This window comes from Streptomyces sp. PA03-1a (genome assembly GCF_033792805.1).
In the GTDB taxonomy this organism is placed as follows: domain Bacteria; phylum Actinomycetota; class Actinomycetes; order Streptomycetales; family Streptomycetaceae; genus Actinacidiphila.
Genome location: NZ_JARAVO010000243.1, coordinates 1 through 14,203, shown reverse-complemented (window position 1 = coordinate 14,203; position 14,203 = coordinate 1). Strand labels below are relative to the sequence as shown.

Sequence of the window (14,203 nt, the reverse complement as noted above, 5' to 3'; positions counted from 1 at the left end):
GTCCGCAAATCCGGGGAGTACAACAAACGAAAAATCGTCTAGCCCAAACGTCAAGCGTCACCCGACGCCAAAACGTCAAGCCTCAACCGAGACCCGACAGCTTGGCCTGCACACGTGGCGATCTTTGATCAGCTCTACGGTTACCACCCAAGTGGTCCCCGTAGCGACAGAGGAAGCGACTCACGGCCGCAGGGTTTCTCCTTGCGGGTCATAGCAGACGAGCCCATGCTTGCGAGCCAGAGATGCGGCGTACTCAGACACTTCCTCAGCCTCGCTGTAGGACATGACTAGATACACGATCGGCCCAGAAGCCTCGTTGATCACCGGTGCCGACGCCCACACCATCTTGCCGTCGATGTCGTCGGGGTACCGGTCGAGGAGCGCCTCAACGTAATCCACGATGCGCGGCGCCGGAGGGATGACGACATCATCCGACTCCAGATAGCGCTCGCAGAGCTCGTCATAGACGGAGCCCGCTTCGTGGTCATCGGGTGGGAGCGCGCCATCCCACACAGCAAGGTCATAACTCACGGCCGGATCATCGCACGTGCCCTGACGACCGGGGATAGCGCTAGGCGATCGCCATTCGGTCGGCGAGTCCTGCCAGGGGTTCGGGGACTCGGTGGCCGGAGAACTGGACGAGGTCGCGGACTGCTTCGCGGGCCAGGTGGTGGGAGTGGACTTGTTCGCGGGCCAGGGTTTCGGCTTCGAGGAGTGCGGCGGTGGCCTCGCCGACGTGTCGCCGCTGCGCGTGCGCTCGCGCCACGTCAACCAGGAAACGCGCCTGGTGCTCCGGGGACAGCCCTGAGGGGTCGACGCGTTCGGCTACGTCCAGGGCCATTCCGGCGTCGCCGAGGTCGACCGCGGTGCTGACGGCGTGGATCTCGACGTTGGTGGGGCCGAACTCGGTGTCGAAGTCGTTGCGGTCGGCTCCGTTGGTGGCAGCGATACGCCGTGCCTCTGCGATGTGGGCGTGGGTGGCGGCACGGGCCCCCTCCCGTGCGCTGATGACGGCCATGACCAAGTGCATGGCGCCCAGGAGCGACCTTTCCTCCGGAGGGCTGGCGTCCACCTGGCAGCGAGGTGTCAGCACGTTGATCGCCGACATGGCGGCCTGCTCGGCCTGGTCGGTGCGCTGTTGCCTTATGAAGGCGTGAGCCAGACGGAAGAGGCCCGCGACGACCTCCAGCGGTTTGCCGGCGCGTTCGGCTGCCTGGAGTGCCCGGTCGGCGGCGACCCATGCGGCATCCGGCTCGTCCTGGCGCACAAAGCTCGCTGCGGCCACCTGGTAGGTCCGGGCCAGCAGGGCATGGAGTTCCGCGCGCTCCGCTACGGGACCGTGGCGTACGGCGGCTTCGAGTTGTGGCAGGACCTTGGAGAGCCGGTCGCTCAGTGTCGCGTAGCTCGCTGCGTGTGCAAGGTCCCACAGTTCGTCGACGTGCCGGTGGAAGTCTTCGAGCGAGGGCTCCGGGCAGGCGGTGATCTGCCCGAAGAGGCTTCCCAGCGTGGGGTGGCCGGTCAGTGCGACGCGCAGCCCGTCCAGGTCGTTGCTCTGCGGCTGCTGCTCGGGCTCCGGTTCGGGCGCGATCTCGGCTTCCGGACGCAGTTCGCGTACCGGCACTCCGAGGGCGTCGGCCAGGGCTTGAAGCACAGATAGGCGCTCGATCGGCTGGACGCCTCGCTCGACTTGGGAGACCCAGCTTTCGGAGCGGCCCATCTCGGAGGCCAGGTCGCGCTGGGACAAGCCTCTCTTGCGGCGCAGCTCGGCGACGCGCTGGCCCGTGGTGCGGTTGCCGGTGTCACTCACTGGGGGCCTCGGTCGGGTACTTGCCGGCGTACGGGGCCATGAAGTCGACCTCGGTGTGCGCCACGTAGTTGTCGCGCTCGGACAGGAAGTGCTTCGTGTGGGTCTGGCGCTCGTGCTCGTCGAAGGCGGCGCGGTCGGCGTAGAGCTCGAAGAAGATGCGCTGGTCCGGGGCGCCCTCGACCTCGTGGCAGGCGTAGACGAGGGTTCCGGGCTCCTTCGCGCGGATGGCGGCGGTGGTCTCGCGCACCAGGGTGTCGAAGCCCTCGGCTCCGCCTTCCTTGAGCGTGAACCGTACAAACAGCGCGAAGTTGCTCATTTTTCCTCCTCGATGCCGGGTTCCAGCATCGCAGAAGTGCAGATCTACTGCCAGTCGCAGCTTTTCTATTGACCCGCAGTTTTTCTGCGAGTAGCTTCGAGTCACTGCTCGGCTACATGACCCCGCACCGTGCGGCGCGCTCTCTGCCAGGATCACGACGCCGCCCGGGGCTCCCACAAAGGGAGCCTTCATCATGCCTGCAACGCTCGCTGTTCGTCCCCGTCTCGACGTCGCTGTCTGCGGCAGCTGCCAGGGCACCGGCGAAGAGGTCGACACCGACGGCTCGCTGACCGGCCTGCCCGGCGTCGTCCTCCCGTGCGGAGAATGCGGCGGTACCCCCAACCTGCACGACCGGCCCGGCGAGCACTGCCCCTGCTGGGTGCCGACCTGGGACCACAACGACGGTCACACCGGCTGGGTGCCGATCCCGCTGAACTACATCGAAGACGACGGCCCGCTGTTCACGGCCTGCATGCGCCACAACACCGCCGTCCGCGCGGCCCTGTTCACCGGCCCGGTGGCGGTGGTCGCGTGACCCTGACGCCTGTTGCCCCGGCGGTCGTGGCTGGTGCTGCGGCCGCCTGCGGCACCGACCCCCACACCCTCGCCGACGCACTGCGGCTGGCCGGTGACCCGGGCTTCGAGCGGTGGCGGGAGCAGGTCCAGCGCACCGGTGGCTGCGCCGATCCGATCCACCTGCAAGGGCTCACGGTCACCCGCGACGCCAAGACCGGCCAGGTCCTCTACTCCTACTCCACCGATGGCGAGCCGGGGGGCCGGTTACGGGTGGCGTGCGGCAACCGCCGGGCTTCGCGCTGCCCCTCGTGCGCCTGGACCTACGCCGGGGACACCTTCCACCTGATCCGCGCGGGCCTGACCGGGGATGAGCGCAAGGACGTCCCGGTGGCGGTCCGCACGCACCCGAAGGTGTTCGCCACGCTGACCGCGCCGTCGTTCGGGCCGGTCCACAACCGCCCCGACACCGGCCGCTGCCGCTGCGGCACCGCCCATGGCGAGCACGACCCGGCGATCGGCACGCCACTGGATCCGGAGCGGTACGACTATGCGGGCGCGGTGCTGTGGAACAACCACGCGGGCGACCTGTGGCGGCGCTTCACGATCTACCTGCGCCGGGAGATCGCCGCCCGCGCCGGACTGTCCCAGACGGCCATGCGGGAGGTGTGCCGGGTCTCGTTCGGCAAGGTCGCCGAGTACCAAAAGCGCGGAGCCGTGCACTTCCACGCGATCGTCCGCCTCGACGGCCCAGGCGGCCCGGAGGATGTTCCGCCGTCGTGGGCGAGCGTGGCGCTGCTGGATGCCGCGATCCATGCCGCTGCTGCCCGGGTCTCCGTGCCGGTCCCGGCCGCCGGCACCCTCCCGGCCCGGGAGCTGCGCTGGGGCTCGCAGGTCGACGTCCGCCCGATCGGTACGGATGACGGCCAGGAGCTGACCGAACAAGCGGTCGCCGCGTATGTGGCCAAGTACGCCACCAAGGCGGCCGAGACCACCGGCACCGTCGACCGGCGGGTCGGCAACCGCGAAGCCCTCGACCTGTTCGACCTCCCCACCCACACCCGGCGCCTGATCGAAGCCTGCTTCGACCTCGACTCCCACTACCCGGACCGCAAGCTCCGCGCCTGGGCCCACATGCTCGGCTTCCGCGGCCACTTCTCCACCAAGTCCCGCCGCTACTCCACCACCCTTGGCGCGCTGCGCCAGGTCCGCGCCGACTACCGCGCCCGCCAGGAACGCCGTGAGCGCGGGCTTCCCGACCCTGACGACACCTTGGAGGGCTCCACGCTCGTGCTCGCCCACTGGACCTACGCCGGACACGGCCACACTCCCGGGGAATCCTGGCTTGCCGCCAGCATCGCCCGGGACATCCGCACCAACCGCGACACCGCCCGCGAAGCTCTCGCCGACCTGCCTGACGATGACGCGGGGGAGTGGTGAGCGTGGATCGACTGCTCTCAGTGCAGGAAGTCGCGGAGCTGCTGGGGACCACCGTGCGCTTCCCCCGGCGCTTGATCGAGGAACGCCGGATCACCTTCGTGAAGGTCGGTCGGCACGTCCGCATCCCGGAGAGCGCCGTCTCCTCGTTCATCGCCGAACACACGGTCCGGCCGCTGAGTGCTCGCCCTGTTGGCCTGAGGAGGGTTGCCTGATGCCCAACGACCAGGGCAGACGCCGCCGCTTCGGCTCGGTGCGACAACTCAAGTCGGGCCGCTGGCAGGTGCGATACCGCGACCCGAACACGGGCCAGCTCCGCAGCGCAGAGGAGACCTACGCGACCAAGACGGATGCGGAAGTCGCGCTGACCCACATCGAGGCAGACATCACCCGCGGCCAGTGGGCCGATCCGGATGCGGGCAAAGTCAGCTTCGGTGACTACGCCCTCGCGTGGCTCAAGGATCGCAAGATGGCTGCGCGTACGCGCGAGCGCCACGAATCGGTGGTCCGGCTGCACCTGCTCCCCACCTTCGGTGACCGGCCGTTGGTCTCGATCACGACAGCTCAGGTGCGGGCCTGGCGGACGGCGTGCCTGACGCGCACTGGTGAGCCGACCGTGGTCAAGGCATACCAGGTCTTGCGGGCGATCCTGAACACGGCCGTGGATGACGAACTGATCCGGCGCAACCCGTGCCGGGTCAAGGGCGCTGACCGGTACGACGTGCCGGAGCGGCCGGTCCTCAGCGTGGGCGAGGTGTACGCCGTGGCTGACGCGATGGGCTCGCGCTACCGGCTGCTCGTCCTCCTGGCGGCCTTTACCGGGCTGCGCTTCGGGGAGCTGGCGTCGCTCCGCCGGCGGGACGTGGACACGGCGAAGGCCGTCCTCATGGTCCGGCGCTCGCAGGCAGAGATGCAGACCGGAGCCCTCTTCGACAAGGCTCCCAAGTCCGATGCCGGTATCCGTCCAGTTGCCTTCCCAAGTGAACTCCTGCCGGATGTTCAGCGACACCTGGACATGTACGCCGGGCCTGGCCGAGATGGTCACGTCTTCCTCGGTCCCCGTGGCGGGCAGCTGCGCCGGAGCAACTTCCGGGACGACTGGATCGGTGCGCGGACCAAGGCGGGCATCACGGCAGACGTGCACTTCCACGATCTCCGGCACACCGGGAACACCCTCGCCGCATCCGGCGCGAGCCTGCGGGAGCTGATGACCAGGATGGGCCACAGCACTCCGCGTGCCGCGCTGATCTATCAGCACATGGTCAACGGTCGTGATCGGGAGATCGCCGATCGGCTTGGGTCGATGATCCGGAAGGCGCGGGGTGACGGCGACTCGTAGTCGGCTTTGTGGCACGGAAGTGGCACGGCCGTGGTCACGAGAAAGGGCCAGTTCCGGGGGATCAAGCCCCTGAACTGGCCCTTCACTATGTGCCCCAGGCAGGATTCGAACCTGCGACACCCGCTTTAGGAGAGCGGTGCTCTATCCCCTGAGCTACTGAGGCGGAGGCGTGGGACAGCCTAGCGGATGAGGGTCAGGGGTGTGCCGGCGATTGCGCCGGGTGCCGGGGGTGTGTGGCGCTGCGCGAGGGGCGTCAGCCGCAGGGCGGGCCGTCGTCGAGGTCGGCGGCGGTGAGGGCGGCGGTGAGGCGGTCGACGCGGGCGCGGAGGTCGTTGATCTCCTCCAGGTCGAGGCCGGTGGCGGCGGAGATGCGGCGCGGGATCTGGAGGGCCTTGGCGTGCAGCGCGGTGCCGGCGTCGGTGAGGTGGACGGTGACGGAGCGCTCGTCGTCGGTGGAGCGCTCGCGGCGTACGAGGCCGGTGGCCTCGAGGCGCTTGAGGAGGGGGGAGAGGGTGCCGGAGTCGAGGCGCAGGTGCTCGCCGATCTTCTTGACCGGCAGGGCGCCGTGTTCCCAGAGCACGAGCATCACCAGGTACTGGGGGTAGGTGAGGCCGAGGTCCTTGAGTACGACGCGGTAGACGCCGCCGAAGGCGCGCGAGGCGGCGTGCAGGGAGAAGCAGATCTGGTTCTCGAGCCGGAGGTGGTCCCCGGCACGGGCGGGCGCGGTGGCGGTCATGGGTCCAGGGTAGCCCGACCGTCCACGTTTTAGTTGTGTGCAACTCAGTTGTGTGCTCTACTTGTCGTCAACGAGATCGCAACCGATCGAAAGAGGACGTTCCATGGACGCGCTGTACACCGCTGTCGCCACCGCCAACGGCCGTGACGGGCGCGCCGTCAGCTCCGACGGCCAGCTCGACCTGGCGCTGGCCATGCCGCCGGCGCTCGGCGGCAACGGACAGGGCACCAACCCCGAGCAGCTCTTCGCCGCCGGCTACGCCGCGTGCTTCGCCAGCGCCCTCGCCCTGGTCGGGCGGCAGGCGAAGGTGGACACCAGCGAGATCTCCGTGACCGCCGAGGTGACCATCGGCAAGGACGACACGAGCTTCGGTCTGGCGGTCGTGCTCCGCGCCGAGCTGCCGTCGGAGCTGGAGAACGAGACCGGCCGCACCCTGATCGAGCAGGCCCACCAGGTCTGCCCCTACTCCAAGGCGACCCGGGGCAACATCCCGGTCGAGCTCGTCGTGGAGTAAGCGGAGCAGGCATCGGCAGGAGCGGAAGGGCCCCGGACGCGCGGTAGCGTCCGGGGCCCTTCCCGTGCGTGCGGGGACCGGACGGCCCGGGAGGCCCCTCAAGGGCTGCCGGAGCCACCCGCATTGATTGTGACTCAGCTCACAAGCGGCCCTGAAATATCCGGGGAACGGCTCCCCGTTTACACCTACGTCGCACAAACGGGGACTCGCTCCCCGGAACCGAGCGCCACCGAGAGACAGAGAGGAGTACCCGTTATGGCAGTCGTCGCCACGAAGCTCCGCGCGGACGCCACGCGCAACCGCGAGCGGATCATCGTCGCCGCCCGCGAGGTGCTCCTCGAGCACGGTACCGACGCCCCGCTCGACGAGATAGCCAAGCGGGCAGGTGTGGGCAACGCCACCGTCTACCGGCACTTCGCGGACCGCCAGGAGCTCGCGCTCCAGGTGGCCCTGTCGGTGACGGACAGGATCACCCGGCGGGCCGAGGAGGCACTGGCGCAGGAGCCGGACGCCTTCGACGCGCTGCGCCGCTTCGTGCACGAGGCGGCCGACGAGCGCGTGGGCGCGCTGTGCCCGATGCTCTCCACCGGATTCGGCAAGGGGGACCCGCGGCTCGAGGAGAGCCGCATACGCTTGGAGCACGCGATCGAGGAGCTGATGGCCGCCGGGCGGCGGTCCGGACGGCTCCGCGCCGACATCGACGTCGGCGACGTGATGGTGGCCGTCAGCCAGCTGACGCGGCCGCTGCCCGGTAAGCACTGCGGCAGCATGGAGCGCTTCATCCGCCGTCATCTGCAGTTGTTCGTGGACGGCCTGGAGGCGCCGGCGCGCTCCGAACTCCCGGGTGACTCCGCCACTTTCGAGGACCTTCGGCAATGTCGCTGAGTTCCGCCTGCCGAACGGGCGCCCCCGCGTAATTCACTCGCCCACAACATTTCCGTTACGTACCGTATGTCCTCTTCGTCTTCAATGTCGTCATCTCTTCGTCCCGTTAGTGAGTTCATCCATGCCTGATCTGGCACACGCCCAGCGCTGGAAGGCGCTGGCCTTCATCGCGATAGCCCAGCTGATGGTCGTCCTCGACGGCACCATCGTGAACATCGCCCTGCCCTCCGCCCAGACCGACCTGGGCATCTCCGACGCCAACAAGCAGTGGGTCATCACGGCCTACGCGCTGGTCTTCGGCGGCCTGCTGCTCTTCGGCGGACGCATCGCCGACCTGTGGGGCCGCCGCCGCACCTTCGTCACCGGCCTGATCGGCTTCGCGGCCGCCTCCGCGATCGGCGGCGCCGCGGCTAACGAGGGGGTGCTCTTCGGTGCCCGCGCGCTGCAGGGTGCCTTCGGCGCGCTGCTCGCGCCGGCCGCGCTGTCGCTCCTCGCGGTGATGTTCACCGAGGCCAAGGAGCGCGCCAAGGCGTTCGGCATCTACGGCGCCATCGCCGGTGGTGGCGGTGCCGTCGGCCTGATCCTCGGTGGTGTGCTCACCGAGTACCTGGACTGGCGCTGGACGTTCTTCGTCAACATCCCCTTCGCCGCCGTCGCCGCGTTCGGTGCCATGCGCTTCGTCCACGAGCCCGTCGGCAGCCGCAACAGCAGCGGCCTGGACATCCCCGGCGTCGTGCTGGCCACCGCCGGTCTTGTCTCGCTCGTCTACGGCTTCACCCGCGCCGAGACCCACGGCTGGAGCGAGGGCACCACGATCGGCCTGTTCGTGGCCTCGGTCGTGCTGCTGGTCGCGTTCGTGGTCGTCGAGGCCCGCGTGAAGGCCCCGCTGCTGCCGCTGCGCGTGGTGACCGACCGCAACCGCGGTGGCGTCTACCTCTCGCTGGGTCTGGCCATCATCGCGATGTTCGGCCTGTTCCTCTTCCTCACCTACTACCTGCAGGTCGTCCAGGGCTACTCCGCGCTGAAGACCGGCTTCGCCTTCCTCCCGATGATCGCGGGCATGATCGCCGGTTCCACGCAGATCGGCGCGCGTCTGATGACCCGCGTGCGTCCGCGCCTGCTGATGACCCCGGGCTTCCTGGTGGCGGGTCTGGGCATGCTGCTGCTGACCCAGCTGTCGGTCGACAGCTCGTACGCGGGCCTGGTCCTGCCGGCCGAGATCCTGCTCGGCCTCGGCATGGGTACGGCCTTCATGCCGGCCATGAGCCTGGCCACGCACGGTGTCGAGCCGCGTGACGCGGGTGTCGCCTCCGCCATGGTCAACACCTCGCAGCAGGTCGGCGGTGCCATCGGCACGGCGCTGCTGAACACCATCGCGGCCAGCGCCACCACCACGTGGGTCGCCGCACACGCTGCCGAGGCCCGTACGCTCGGCAAGCAGGGCTTCGTCAACGCCGCGGCCGTGCACGGCTACTCCACCGCCATCTGGTGGGCGGTCGGCATCCTGGCCCTGTCCGCGATCATCGCCTTCACCTTCATCACCACCAGCGGTGGCGGCGGTGTGGTGGCGGCGTCCGGCAGCAAGGACGCCGAGGGCGCCGAGGAGGTCGCCGTCCCGGTGATCGCCCACTGACGGACGCGTCGACGACGACGGCACGCCGGAGACGGCGAGTACGGCGAAGGGCCCCGCTTCATGGGAGGAAGCGGGGCCCTTCGCGTTGCGGAGACTACCGGCCGAACTGCACGGACCGTTTGGCCAGGCCCATCCAGAAGCCGTCGATGACGCTGCGCTGGGTGCCGAGGTCGTCCTCGGCCGCGCCCATCGTGACGAAGAGCGGTGCGAAGTGCTCGGTCCTGGGGTGGGCGAGCCGCCCGGCGGGGGACTTGTGCTCGAAGTCCAGCAGGGCGTCCACGTCCTGCCCGTCCAGCGCGCGGTGCCCCCAGTCGTCGAACTCCGCCGACCAGCCCGGCACCCCGCCGGCGTGCCGCAGCGCGGCCAGGTTGTGGGTGAAGAAGCCGCTGCCGACGATCAGCACGCCCTCGTCGCGCAGCGGGGCGAGCCTGCGCCCGATGTCCATGAGCTCCCGCGGGTCGAGGGTGGGCATCGAGACCTGCAGCACGGGGACGTCGGCGTCCGGGTACATCTCCACGAGCGGGACGTACGCCCCGTGGTCCAGGCCGCGGTCGGGGATGTCCTGGACGGGAGTGCCCGCGCCGCGCAGCAGCTTGCGCACGGAGTCGGCCAGCGCGGGCGCGCCCGGGGCCGCGTACCGCACCTCGTAGTAGTGGCGGGGGAAGCCCCAGAAGTCGTACACGAGCGGGACCGTGGTGGTGGCGCCGAGGGCGAGCGGGGCCTCCTCCCAGTGCGCGGAGACCATGAGGACCGCCGTGGGGCGGGGGAGCCCGGCGGACCAGGCGGCCAGTTCGCCGGGCCACACCGGGTCGTCGGCGAGCGGCGGGGCGCCGTGCGAGAGGTACAGGGCGGGCATGCGCATGGGGCCTCCTCAGGCCGGGAGGTCGAGGGTGTGGTGGGTGTGCTCGGCCTTGGCGCGCAGGTAGCGCACGTTGTCCTCGGACAGGTGGACCCCGGTCGGAACCCGCTCGGTGATCGTGACGCCCAGCGCGGACAGCTGCGCCGCCTTGTCGGGGTTGTTGCTGAGCAGGCGGACGGCGTCGACGCCGAGGGCGCCGAGCATCTGGGCGGCGGCGGTGTAGTCGCGTTCGTCGTCGAGGCGGCCGAGGGCGCGGTTGGCGGCGTAGGTGTCCAGGCCCTCGTCCTGGAGGGCGTACGCGTCGAGCTTGGCGTACAGGCCGATGCCGCGGCCTTCCTGGCGCAGGTAGAGCAGGTAGCCGCCGGTCTCGGCGATGCGCTGCACGGCCTCGCGCAGCTGGGGGCCGCAGTCGCAGCGCGCGGAGCCGAAGACGTCGCCCGTCAGGCACTCGGAGTGGGGGCGGACCAGTGGGGACGTCACGCCCTCGTGAGGGCCGAGGCCGAGCGCGAGGTGCTCCTTGCCGTCGGCGAGGCCGGTGAAGGTGAAGACGTCGGCCGGGGTCGTCCAGCCGTCGGGGAAGGTCAGGGGGATCCGCACCCGGGTGCGGATGGCCGCGCGCGATGGGGCGGGGGCTGCGTCCGGTGCGGTCGGGGTCGTCATACGGCTCCCTCGCCTGAAGAGTTCCTTGAAGTTTCAAGCTGGCAAGGGGGAACGTACCGGCGATTGCTTGAAAGTTCAAGGTCGAATTCGTAGGCTGGGAGGATGACGACGAGAGCCCCCGAACCCCGCTGGCTGAGCGAGGAGGAGCAGCGCGCCTGGCGCGCGTACATGGCGTCCACCCAGTTGATCTCGGACGCACTCGACCGGCAGCTCCAGCGCGACGCGCGGATGCCCCACGCGTACTACTCGCTGCTGGTGTGGCTCTCGGAGACCCCCGACCGCCGGATGCGCATGACGGAGCTGGCCGAACGCTCGAAGATTACGCGCAGCCGGCTCTCCCACGCCATCTCCCGCCTGGAGGAGAACGGCTGGGTCCGTCGCGAGAACTGCCCCTCCGACCGGCGCGGCCAGCTCGCGGTCCTCACCGACGAGGGCTTCGCCGCGCTCGCGGCGGCCGCGCCGGGCCATGTGGAGGCGGTGCGCGGGGCGATCTTCGACCGGCTCTCGGAGGAGCAGGTGCGCCAGCTCGGCGAGATCTGTCGGGTCATCGCCGAGGGGCTGCAGCCGCAGAACGGAGCGGTGGACCTTCCCTGGCTGCGCTGAGCGCGCGCCGGTTCAAGTCAGGTCCTTCTCGTACCAGGCGACGTCCCAGTAGCGGCCGAACTTCCGGCCGACCTCGCGGTAGACGCCCAGCGGACGGAAGCCGAAGCGGGTGTGCAGGCGGACGGACGCCTCGTTGGGCTGCGCGATCCCGGCGTACGCGCGGTGCAGGTCCTCGCCCCGCAGGGCCTCGAAGAGCGCCGTGTAGAGCAGGGTGCCGACGCCGCGGCCCCCGGCCTCCGGGGCGCAGTACACGGAGGTCTCCACGGAGGTGGAGTACGCGGCCTTCGGGCGGAACGGGCTGCTCGTGGCGTATCCGAGCAGTGCGTTCGTACCGTCCTGTTGCGTCCCGTGGGCAACCAAAAGGCGGTGCGGTCCGTCTTCCGGGTGGGAGAGCAGCCAAGGGCGGCGCTGTTCCGGGGAGAAAGGCTCCAGGTCGAATGTGACCGGTGTCTCACGGACGTAGTGGTTGTAGAGGTCGGTGAGGGCCTGCAGGTCCTCTTCCCCACCCGGCCTGACCTGCACTTCGACGGACTCGGGCAATGATCCACCTCCGGCTGTGGCCGGACAGGGTACTGCAAGATCGTAAAAAACGGGGCGGCGCTTGGGAATTGTGTCCGGATTCCAGTCGTTATCTCTTTTCGAGTGGGCAGCCGAAAGGCACGCGTGAAGCTGCTGGAGGGGCAGCTCACTCGATCCGACACCCGACCGAACCTTCGCAAGGGAGCACGCATGGCAACCCGTGCCGTCGCCCGCAGCACCACCGGCGGGAACAGCAGCGCTCGCGCAGGCCACGGCGAGATGGCCGACCGCGACCTCGTCGGCATGTATCTCGACGAGATCGCGCGCACGCCGCTGCTCGACGCCGCGCAGGAAGTCGAGCTTTCCAGGGCGATCGAGGCCGGTGTCTACGCCGAGCAGCTCCTCGCGGGCGAGGAGCTGGGTCAGGGAGCGGACGCCGACCGAGAGGAACTGGAGACGATAGCCGCCGCGGGTGCGCGGGCCAAGGACGTCTTCATCCGTTCCAACCTGCGCCTGGTCGTCGCCGTCGCGCGACGCTATCCGCGCAGCGGCCTGCCGCTGCTCGACCTCATCCAGGAAGGCAACGCAGGCCTGGTACGCGCCGTCGAGAAGTTCGACTACACCAAGGGCTTCAAGTTCTCCACGTACGCGACGTGGTGGATCCGTCAGGCGATCACCCGGTCCATCGCGGACCAGTCACGCACCATCCGGCTCCCCGTCCACCTGGTGGAGGAGCTGGGGCGGGTGCGCCGGGTGCAGCGCGAGTTCAACCGCGAGCACGGGCGCGACCCGGAGCCCGCGGAGATCGCGGCCGAGCTCGGCTCCACCCCGGAACGGATCTCCGACGTCCTGGACTGGGCGCGCGACCCCGTGAGCCTGAACATGTCGGTGGATGACGAGGGCGAGACCCAGTTCGGCGATCTCGTCGAGGACACGTCGGCGGCTTCGCCGGAGGACTCCGTACTCGTCATGCTGCGGCGTGAGGAACTGGAGGATCTGATCGACCGGCTCGACGACCGGACGGCGTCCATCATCCGGGCGCGGTACGGGATCGTGGACGGCCGTGAGCGCACGCTGACCGAGGTCGGCAAGCAGCACGGGCTGACGCGTGAGCGGATCCGGCAGATCGAGAAGCACGCGCTGGCGGACCTCAAGCGCATGGCGCGCGCAACCGGGCTGTCCATCGAGGCGGCCTGACGTCAGGCGGGCGCCGCCGCAGGCGCCCGCTCCACCACAGACTCGAGCCCCGGCGCCACCCCCCTGTGCCGGGGCTCGACCCTTTCCCCGGCCGGCCCGGTCGTGCGTCGCCCGCGTGCGTACGGCCGGGCCTTCGTCGCGGCCGGGCGTGTGGACGGCCCCGTACCCTTGACGGCATGAGCAGCACCTCCGACCCCGCTACGGGGCCCGCCGCGGCCCCGGCCCCGCATGCGCCGCGCGAGCACGTGCCGGCGCTGGTCTTCGACGACCCGCTGGACCGGCAGTCGTCCGATGACACCGACACCGGGTGGGGCGAGCGCCCCGGCCAGGGTGGTGCGGGAGATCTCGCGCGCTTCCTCGACGAGAAGCCCCCGCACCACATCTGAGGCGGACGGTCGCTACGGATGCGTCCGGTTGGTACCGCTGTGGCCGTAGGGGGAGGGGATGCCGGGGCCGCCGCCGTGGCCCTGCTGCTGGCGGGCCAGCAGGTCGCGTATCTCGGTCAGCAGCTCCAGCTCCGTCGGGCCGGCCACCGCTGCTTCCTTGCCCTCCTTGCGCCGCTCGTTGAGCTTGTTCATCGGCAGGATCAGCAGGAAGTACACGACCGCAGCCGTGATGAGGAACGTCAGTGCCGCGCCGGCGACCGCGCCCCAGAGGAGGCCCACACCCTTTGTGAGCTCGCCGTTGACGACGGTGCAGGGCGACTCGATGCAGAGGGTGTAGCCGTCGAGGTTCTTGGTGCCGATGGCACCGATCACCGGATTGATGAGGCCCTTCACGAACGCGTCGACGATCTTGCTGAACGCGGCGCCGACGACGACCGCCACAGCGAGCTCGACGACGTTGCCACGCAGCAGGAAGGCTTTGAAGCCCTTCAAGGGACGATTTCCTTTCGAAGAACGACCGTGCAGTTCGGCCCGGGGGACCCGTGGGGCCTGGTGGTGTCCGCCGGGCGCCGCCGGCGTGGGGGCCGGCGGTGACGGAGGTGGGTGAGCGGTTCGGCCTCCGAGAGTAAGGGGTGGCGCCACGGGCCTCCCCGCCGGTTGCCTTTCTCACGGAGTGCGGCTAGCGCAGTGCCACCGCCAGGGGCGAGGTGGCCGCGGCGCCGGACAACGCGGCCGCCGTCCGGCGCGGGACCGACAGCACGATGAGCGCACCGCCCCCGAACCCGCCCCCGTCCAGGCT

18 protein-coding genes and 1 tRNA gene are annotated in these 14,203 nt (G+C 69.9%); 10 read left to right on the top strand and 9 right to left on the bottom strand.

Annotated elements, in window-relative coordinates:
• Window positions 1-180: 180 nt before the first annotated feature.
• Genes PV341_RS37225 through PV341_RS37215 form a run of 3 tightly spaced genes read right to left on the bottom strand, consistent with a single transcriptional unit; the run spans window position 181 to window position 2,123 of the window.
• Window positions 181-531, bottom strand: a complete 351-nt coding sequence (locus tag PV341_RS37225) for a hypothetical protein (RefSeq protein ID WP_500360125.1) — start codon at window positions 529-531, stop codon at window positions 181-183.
• A gap of 40 nt (window positions 532-571) precedes the next feature.
• Window positions 572-1,807, bottom strand: coding sequence for a helix-turn-helix domain-containing protein (locus PV341_RS37220; RefSeq protein WP_500360124.1), 1,236 nt, complete (start codon window positions 1,805-1,807; stop codon window positions 572-574).
• On the bottom strand, window positions 1,800-2,123 hold the full coding sequence (locus PV341_RS37215; protein WP_500360122.1) for a putative quinol monooxygenase: 324 nt from the start codon (window positions 2,121-2,123) through the stop codon (window positions 1,800-1,802). The genes PV341_RS37220 and PV341_RS37215 overlap by 8 nt, the downstream gene beginning before the upstream one ends.
• Before the next feature lie 193 nt (window positions 2,124-2,316).
• On the opposite strand from PV341_RS37215, the gene PV341_RS37210 reads away from it, so the two are divergent.
• Genes PV341_RS37210 through PV341_RS37195 form a run of 4 tightly spaced genes read left to right on the top strand, consistent with a single transcriptional unit; the run spans window position 2,317 to window position 5,412 of the window.
• Window positions 2,317-2,658: a hypothetical protein gene (locus PV341_RS37210; protein ID WP_500360121.1), complete on the top strand. Its 342-nt coding sequence runs from the start codon at window positions 2,317-2,319 to the stop codon at window positions 2,656-2,658.
• The gene (gene repSA / locus PV341_RS37205) at window positions 2,655-4,076 is read left to right on the top strand and encodes a replication initiator protein RepSA (RefSeq protein WP_500360120.1); all 1,422 of its coding nucleotides are present in this window, start codon (window positions 2,655-2,657) and stop codon (window positions 4,074-4,076) included. Before PV341_RS37210 ends, repSA begins: the two co-directional genes overlap by 4 nt.
• The gene (locus tag PV341_RS37200) at window positions 4,070-4,288 is read left to right on the top strand and encodes an excisionase family DNA-binding protein (protein WP_500360119.1); all 219 of its coding nucleotides are present in this window, start codon (window positions 4,070-4,072) and stop codon (window positions 4,286-4,288) included. The genes repSA and PV341_RS37200 overlap by 7 nt, the downstream gene beginning before the upstream one ends.
• Complete coding sequence (locus tag PV341_RS37195) at window positions 4,288-5,412, top strand: tyrosine-type recombinase/integrase (protein ID WP_500360118.1); 1,125 nt, start codon at window positions 4,288-4,290, stop codon at window positions 5,410-5,412. The genes PV341_RS37200 and PV341_RS37195 overlap by 1 nt, the downstream gene beginning before the upstream one ends.
• A gap of 90 nt (window positions 5,413-5,502) precedes the next feature.
• Here the strand turns inward: PV341_RS37195 and PV341_RS37190 are convergent.
• Together PV341_RS37190 and PV341_RS37185 are read right to left on the bottom strand one after the other, a co-directional pair.
• A tRNA-Arg gene (locus tag PV341_RS37190) sits at window positions 5,503-5,575 on the bottom strand.
• Between the two features lie 90 nt (window positions 5,576-5,665).
• Window positions 5,666-6,148 (bottom strand): MarR family winged helix-turn-helix transcriptional regulator, encoded by a 483-nt coding sequence (locus tag PV341_RS37185; protein ID WP_500360117.1) that lies wholly within the window; start codon window positions 6,146-6,148, stop codon window positions 5,666-5,668.
• Window positions 6,149-6,251: 103 nt separating this feature from the next.
• Here PV341_RS37185 and PV341_RS37180 point away from each other — a divergent pair, with 103 nt between their 5' ends.
• From PV341_RS37180 to PV341_RS37170, 3 genes are all read left to right on the top strand, one after another.
• Window positions 6,252-6,662 (top strand): organic hydroperoxide resistance protein, encoded by a 411-nt coding sequence (locus tag PV341_RS37180; RefSeq protein ID WP_499512347.1) that lies wholly within the window; start codon window positions 6,252-6,254, stop codon window positions 6,660-6,662.
• Between the two features lie 255 nt (window positions 6,663-6,917).
• Entirely contained in the window at window positions 6,918-7,547 is a 630-nt protein-coding gene (locus PV341_RS37175) for a TetR/AcrR family transcriptional regulator (protein ID WP_499512346.1), read from the top strand.
• A 121-nt stretch (window positions 7,548-7,668) separates the two neighbouring features.
• Window positions 7,669-9,180: an MFS transporter gene (locus PV341_RS37170; protein ID WP_500332300.1), complete on the top strand. Its 1,512-nt coding sequence runs from the start codon at window positions 7,669-7,671 to the stop codon at window positions 9,178-9,180.
• Window positions 9,181-9,274: 94 nt separating this feature from the next.
• Here the strand turns inward: PV341_RS37170 and PV341_RS37165 are convergent, their stop codons facing one another.
• Together PV341_RS37165 and PV341_RS37160 are read right to left on the bottom strand one after the other, a co-directional pair.
• Entirely contained in the window at window positions 9,275-10,042 is a 768-nt protein-coding gene (locus PV341_RS37165) for a dioxygenase family protein (protein WP_500332299.1), read from the bottom strand.
• A gap of 9 nt (window positions 10,043-10,051) precedes the next feature.
• The gene (locus tag PV341_RS37160) at window positions 10,052-10,699 is read right to left on the bottom strand and encodes a GTP cyclohydrolase II (RefSeq protein WP_500332298.1); all 648 of its coding nucleotides are present in this window, start codon (window positions 10,697-10,699) and stop codon (window positions 10,052-10,054) included.
• 102 nt (window positions 10,700-10,801) lie between these two features.
• On the opposite strand from PV341_RS37160, the gene PV341_RS37155 reads away from it, so the two are divergent.
• Window positions 10,802-11,302 carry a MarR family winged helix-turn-helix transcriptional regulator gene (locus tag PV341_RS37155; RefSeq protein ID WP_499512342.1) on the top strand — a complete coding sequence of 167 codons (501 nt, stop codon included), beginning with the start codon at window positions 10,802-10,804 and terminating at the stop codon, window positions 11,300-11,302.
• 12 nt (window positions 11,303-11,314) lie between these two features.
• On the opposite strand, the gene PV341_RS37150 is transcribed toward PV341_RS37155, so the two are convergent.
• Window positions 11,315-11,842: a GNAT family N-acetyltransferase gene (locus PV341_RS37150; protein ID WP_500360116.1), complete on the bottom strand. Its 528-nt coding sequence runs from the start codon at window positions 11,840-11,842 to the stop codon at window positions 11,315-11,317.
• A 189-nt stretch (window positions 11,843-12,031) separates the two neighbouring features.
• Between PV341_RS37150 and PV341_RS37145 the strand changes: the two genes are divergently transcribed.
• Together PV341_RS37145 and PV341_RS37140 are read left to right on the top strand one after the other, a co-directional pair.
• Window positions 12,032-13,018 (top strand): sigma-70 family RNA polymerase sigma factor, encoded by a 987-nt coding sequence (locus PV341_RS37145; protein WP_499512340.1) that lies wholly within the window; start codon window positions 12,032-12,034, stop codon window positions 13,016-13,018.
• Between the two features lie 176 nt (window positions 13,019-13,194).
• Window positions 13,195-13,404 carry a hypothetical protein gene (locus tag PV341_RS37140; protein WP_500332296.1) on the top strand — a complete coding sequence of 70 codons (210 nt, stop codon included), beginning with the start codon at window positions 13,195-13,197 and terminating at the stop codon, window positions 13,402-13,404.
• 12 nt (window positions 13,405-13,416) lie between these two features.
• Here PV341_RS37140 and mscL read toward each other — a convergent pair whose 3' ends face one another.
• Window positions 13,417-13,896, bottom strand: a complete 480-nt coding sequence (mscL, locus tag PV341_RS37135; protein WP_500332295.1) for a large conductance mechanosensitive channel protein MscL — start codon at window positions 13,894-13,896, stop codon at window positions 13,417-13,419.
• Window positions 13,897-14,203: the final 307 nt, after the last annotated feature.

Bases quoted from the DNA above. Each gene is read 5' to 3' on its own strand.
- PV341_RS37215 (WP_500360122.1), bottom strand. From the start codon at position 2,123: ATGAGCAACTTCGCGCTGTTTGTACGGTTCACGCTCAAGGAAGGCGGA.
- PV341_RS37210 (WP_500360121.1), top strand. From the start codon at position 2,317: ATGCCTGCAACGCTCGCTGTTCGTCCCCGTCTCGACGTCGCTGTCTGC.
- PV341_RS37195 (WP_500360118.1), top strand. From the start codon at position 4,288: ATGCCCAACGACCAGGGCAGACGCCGCCGCTTCGGCTCGGTGCGACAA.
- PV341_RS37185 (WP_500360117.1), bottom strand. From the start codon at position 6,148: ATGACCGCCACCGCGCCCGCCCGTGCCGGGGACCACCTCCGGCTCGAG.
- PV341_RS37180 (WP_499512347.1), top strand. From the start codon at position 6,252: ATGGACGCGCTGTACACCGCTGTCGCCACCGCCAACGGCCGTGACGGG.
- PV341_RS37175 (WP_499512346.1), top strand. From the start codon at position 6,918: ATGGCAGTCGTCGCCACGAAGCTCCGCGCGGACGCCACGCGCAACCGC.
- PV341_RS37170 (WP_500332300.1), top strand. From the start codon at position 7,669: ATGCCTGATCTGGCACACGCCCAGCGCTGGAAGGCGCTGGCCTTCATC.
- PV341_RS37165 (WP_500332299.1), bottom strand. From the start codon at position 10,042: ATGCGCATGCCCGCCCTGTACCTCTCGCACGGCGCCCCGCCGCTCGCC.
- PV341_RS37160 (WP_500332298.1), bottom strand. From the start codon at position 10,699: ATGACGACCCCGACCGCACCGGACGCAGCCCCCGCCCCATCGCGCGCG.
- PV341_RS37155 (WP_499512342.1), top strand. From the start codon at position 10,802: ATGACGACGAGAGCCCCCGAACCCCGCTGGCTGAGCGAGGAGGAGCAG.
- PV341_RS37145 (WP_499512340.1), top strand. From the start codon at position 12,032: ATGGCAACCCGTGCCGTCGCCCGCAGCACCACCGGCGGGAACAGCAGC.
- PV341_RS37140 (WP_500332296.1), top strand. From the start codon at position 13,195: ATGAGCAGCACCTCCGACCCCGCTACGGGGCCCGCCGCGGCCCCGGCC.